This is a genomic window from Candidatus Lokiarchaeota archaeon (assembly GCA_014730275.1).
GTDB lineage: Archaea > Asgardarchaeota > Thorarchaeia > Thorarchaeales > Thorarchaeaceae > WJIL01.
Window position 1 is genome coordinate 1 of sequence record WJIL01000074.1, and the last position, 4873, is coordinate 4873.

Here is a 4873-nt window from a genome sequence, read left to right on the forward strand (position 1 = left end):
ATATAAGGGTTATCTGCATAGACCGCATATGCATGATTTTTGTCACAAAAGAGCACGAAAAGAATTGATAGGACATAGATCGCTTCGATTATGAAATCCCACCGGAAGTGAATTGTATTTTTTGCCGGACATACATATTTGTAGCAAGTAGCTGTATTCATAGTCAAGAACCAGAATCTTAGAGCAAGAGACTTCCGAATTGAACTTGCTAAGATTATTTCGACTATTTGAAATCATCTTGATGTCAGAAAACATGGTAAAAGAGTATTACAACCCTCTAGGATGACTGTTGAGACTGGAACCACATGGAATTGCTTTTTCCCCGGAAAATTGAAAAAAGCATGTGCTAAGGTGGAATCAGTTTCTGCGGGTGAAAGAACTTGCGGTTCGTCTTGATCAGGTTCCACCAAGCAATTGAATCGCATCAAGTGCTACTAGAAGGATATCCTATACTAAGGCTCTCCTTCAACCAACTGGACAATGTCGCTGCATCAGGCCTAACAAGTACATTCTCATTCTTCCACGGCTCCTCTTTCTTACCTAGCCAAATCCCTAGCATCTGTGCGCTAGTTGAATGATGCCACAGCAATCTTACGGCTCCGAAACGCAACGCCAACACATAGAGAAGCTCAGATAGATTCAGCCAATCGATACGATATGAGGTGTCAATTTCTTGGGGAATGTCTAGACGGTGCCCCTGAATCTCGTGGGATTTACATTTTGCAATGAAATCGCTATCTTCGGTAACAGCAATGAGGTCAACGCCCTGATTCCTACTGTGTTCTGCCAAAGCACGAATTATGTTCGTATCACCCCGGTCTGACCTCACTCTGAGGCAACGTCCAGTTTGTATCATTTTCTCGCATTCGATACTACCCATTCTGAACATCCTATCAACACCCATCAATTGGTTGAAGAATTGATGGAAGTCAAACCACGATTCGCTATACCTGCCATTGTATCCATTCAAAACGTTGTGGCTGTACTTCTTCTCATAAGAAGCCATCTCTTCCCTGATACCAGAAGTAACAACATATCCCCATCCAGCTAAAGAAGTTCTCTCTTTTAGTTCATACAACGTTCGATGAATGAGTGTGAAATACCTTCGAAGAAATGCATTGGTATCGAATACTATTCTGCATGGTCGATCGCCCGCGTAGAGATTTCTGTTGGTTTCGTCATCAAGTGTTGAGATAGTGTCATCCCATCCCCCTGGTTTGACAATACCGGCAGCAACGAGTGTATCCCTGAAGTTGTAGGACGATATTTCCTCGCGGCCGGGAACACCATCCATCGTATCTTCGTCAGCAAGTATTTTAATGTCAGCAGTAGGACTGTCTTCACTGAGTGAAACCTCAATTATTGAATCGGATAGCCATGGAATCTCGATGCTGAATTCAGTGATTTCCTTATTCAGGAACCAGTTGAATATCGCATATTGCTGATTTCGCGTCATGAGAAACTCGGAATTCATTGTGCCCCCCTCGCAAAGTCTCTAAGCTTGTATTCCATGACCGGGATTTCAGGTAATGGACGATTCAGGTACTTATCGTCCAACAGATGAAGATAGAAGACATGTTCAGCCTTCTGATACCAGCCATAGGTCAGCCCAAGAGCTGATACAAACTTCCTCCCTGGGGTGACGTCGATTACTATCTCGCAATTCGCTGGAACATCCTTGATTTCCTGGACAAATCCATCTCGGTATTCTTCATAGTCCTCTTCTGCATACTTGATTGTCTCTTTTTCAATCGAGACACCAACTTCGTCTTCGAAGCGATCCAACCAGCACATGAAGTCATTGTAAGCTCTATCAAGTTTCGTAATGATTCGATCCCTGTCTTCAGTAGGAATGAGACGAAATACCGTGATTTTCGATGGGATGATATCATGTTCCAGCTTGGCAGCCCAAAGGGTGTTGTATGCTGCAGCAGAGCTCCACCCGATAGTTACGAACCAATACCTATTTTCCAATCATAACAGCCCTGTTTGTTTTTTCGGATATTGAATTATATCATTTTTCCATACAAGGGTCTCTACAGATGATGCGAGGTACTACACAAGAGGAACAATTAAAGAAGGGCACTCCGATTTCATCGAGCAGAAATTGGAAAGCTAGTCGGGGGAATACCCAGTGTATCAGCTTGAATTCACAGTCTCAAGTCTTCACAGTCGAGAAATCAGGTTCTCCGGCGGCGCACTAAGAGCTGCTTTTCTTGGACTCGTAAGTGACATTGCCCCTGCCCTAGGCAAAGATATGCACGATGGTAATGACATCAGAACCTACGCAATCGATCCATTTCGCTTCAATAGTGATTTTCATACATCCCTAGATGTTGATGAAGACTACAAATTCGGGGTTAATCTCCTCCATAAAACAAGGTACAAACCCCTCGTTCGAGAAATGATCGGGTTGGAGAACTCCGAAATCGAGGTTTTTGGCAAACGGATGCCTGTGCTCCAAATTGATTTCAAGATGCACCACCCTTTGCAGATGATGCACAACTGGACAGGGGACAACAGAATCAAGAATGCCCCCAAGGCCCTCATAACCATGCGATTTCGTACTCCCACGCAGCTAGCGCACCTTGGAAGCGAGGCGCTGTATCTATATCCTGACCCCGAGAAGATATTTCCGTCTCTTCTGAAAATCTGGGCCGAAGTGGGAGGAAAAGCAATACCTGTTTCAACCGGGGAGTATAGGGACTGGGTTCGCACACAGGTTTATACGTCTCGACACAGGATTCAAACATATCCGGTCAAAATCTCTTCTACTATCCTAGCAATCGGATTCATCGGACGAGTAGATTACACGATAGATAATCCCGCGGATCCCTTGGCTAGATTGACAATAGGGTTAGCCCAACTTGCAGAGCTGAGCAACATTGGTAAGCATCGAACCGCTGGTTTGGGGAAAGTCAATACCACAGTCAAAATTGACGATGGTAATGGGAATATGATACGCTGTAAACCGAATTAGTTCCCGTCAATTATTGAGATTCTCTCGTAGCAACAGATACATCCGTGTTTAGACGAATACATGTACTTCAGGCATTGTTGATTATCTAAGAAGTGGGCTGTGCTAGTTATCGACTCAACCATTTCTTCAAACTGGACAGATTAGGCTCAGAGATGCCAATTCCTGCCCATTCCCGCATATGTCTGAGACCAAATACTTTTGGTGAGTTTGGTGAATCCCAGGCTCGTCGAGCAACCTCTTCTAGGTCTTCGACTCGGTCATGAATGGATCCATCACCTTCCTCTGCCCAGTCTAACCCGGCAACTATGGCAGACCTAGCAAGAGTCCCTCCCATCTGTCGAGCACGCATATAAACTTCAAAGAGTTTCATTTTTGCCTCAGAAGGTTTACTATCAGTTGTACAGCTGATGACATAGGTTTTGTGTCTTCGAATACCAATAACGTCCAATTCGAAGCTACCACCCCCAGCTGTACCCACGGACACACCGGCATGTATTCTCATTGGTTCTTCTTTTTCGAGTTTGGCAATCAGGTAGGCAATCCAATACTCTAGCCACTTCCCTTTGAAGAAATCCTTCCATGTACTTCGGGTTATGCTTTTCATCTTTGGATGTATCTGATTCTGGCTCAGCTTCAAACCAAAATCGTTCGGCTTGAGAGGTGTCGTATCAGATGAATCCATAGGAACCTTTGCTGCAATTCGCCCTAATTTGCTCTTGTAAGAATTGAAATCTCCCTTCAAAGCTTCTTGGGCGATTACAGCCCCATCAGAGAGTTTTGGACCCCTTCCAAGCTCGGGGCGTTTCTCAAGCAACTCGAATCCGTGGAGCTTGATTTTTGTGTCTAGGGTTATCAGCAAATTGATTGGCACGGTCTCGCCATCATCAAATCTCAGCTCCTCCGACCGGTTATCCACATAACAGCATCTATCGGGCGTTCCACCATGCTGGAGCCATTTAGACCGAACGCCGCAAGACATGACTTTCGTTCCGCCGGTGTAATCCAGATGATAATCTCCCATGTCTGGCGTAACGACTTTGGCACACTCCTCCGTACTCTTGGGATCCTCTATGAGAACCTTCTTGGACTTGATTCCCAAGTTCTTGTAGAGCTCATATAGGCGTTCTGTCACAGATTCGGTTTGTCTAGAATATAGCATAATGGACTTCTCGGGCTTGAGCGTGGCTGCCGAAATCAATAATGGCAACGGATTAGAACCCACTGTTTGTATGAGACCTTTTGGCCTATCACTCAATGTCGTTTGCCTCAATTCCTTTGGGGATTTGCCCCATATCAACTGAGTTTTGCATGGAATATAAAGGCTATTCCATCAAACACCCAAGCTGAGTCAAATCATTTTCATCTATGATTAGGATTTTGAAAAATTGTAAGTAGTAAGACAGGCACACTACGTTTTCATACAAGTATCGTGACAATTTGTATGCTATCTATGAACCAAGCATAAAAAGTACAATCCGATTGAGCGGATGGTACGATCATAAATTTCTGTAATCCAACTCTTGAGTCGTGGACACAATTCCGATGGTTGATTTGAATTTGTCTATGTAATAGAATATTTTCTTAGGTTGCCATTTGATATACAAAGGGACTTGAAATGCGCAAACGTTCCAGGATCCTGTGTGCGACCTTATAAAGGGGGTCGCCAAAACCCCTCCATCGAAAAATGCGGTTTTCACCCCTCGGAGAGGCGCTCTACGAACGATTCTAAGCTCAAAAATCGTCGTTTTGTGTGCGAGCTTATAAAGGGGTGGTCAAAAAACCCTCCATCGAGCGAGGTCCCGGAAAGCAGAGTTATGAGGGTTCCGTTGGGCAAAATTCATATGTCAAAGGGGGCTGTTACAGAGCATAATCCGATAGAACCGGAATTGCAAC

General features: G+C 44.4%; 4 protein-coding genes. 1 reads left to right on the forward strand and 3 read right to left on the reverse strand.

Annotation, left to right across the window (positions count from 1 at the left end):
• Positions 1 to 424 precede the first annotated feature (424 nt).
• Together GF309_08620 and GF309_08625 are read right to left on the reverse strand one after the other, a co-directional pair.
• Positions 425 to 1474, reverse strand: a complete 1050-nt coding sequence (locus tag GF309_08620; protein ID MBD3158835.1) for a hypothetical protein — start codon at positions 1472 to 1474, stop codon at positions 425 to 427.
• Positions 1471 to 1974 carry a hypothetical protein gene (locus GF309_08625; GenBank protein ID MBD3158836.1) on the reverse strand — a complete coding sequence of 168 codons (504 nt, stop codon included), beginning with the start codon at positions 1972 to 1974 and terminating at the stop codon, positions 1471 to 1473. The genes GF309_08620 and GF309_08625 overlap by 4 nt, the downstream gene beginning before the upstream one ends.
• 160 nt (positions 1975 to 2134) lie before the next feature.
• On the opposite strand from GF309_08625, the gene GF309_08630 reads away from it, so the two are divergent.
• Positions 2135 to 2980: a CRISPR system precrRNA processing endoribonuclease RAMP protein Cas6 gene (locus tag GF309_08630; GenBank protein ID MBD3158837.1), complete on the forward strand. Its 846-nt coding sequence runs from the start codon at positions 2135 to 2137 to the stop codon at positions 2978 to 2980.
• A 106-nt stretch (positions 2981 to 3086) separates the two neighbouring features.
• Here GF309_08630 and GF309_08635 read toward each other — a convergent pair whose 3' ends face one another.
• The gene (locus GF309_08635; GenBank protein MBD3158838.1) at positions 3087 to 4295 is read right to left on the reverse strand and encodes a hypothetical protein; all 1209 of its coding nucleotides are present in this window, start codon (positions 4293 to 4295) and stop codon (positions 3087 to 3089) included.
• Between the last annotated feature and the right edge of the window lie 578 nt (positions 4296 to 4873).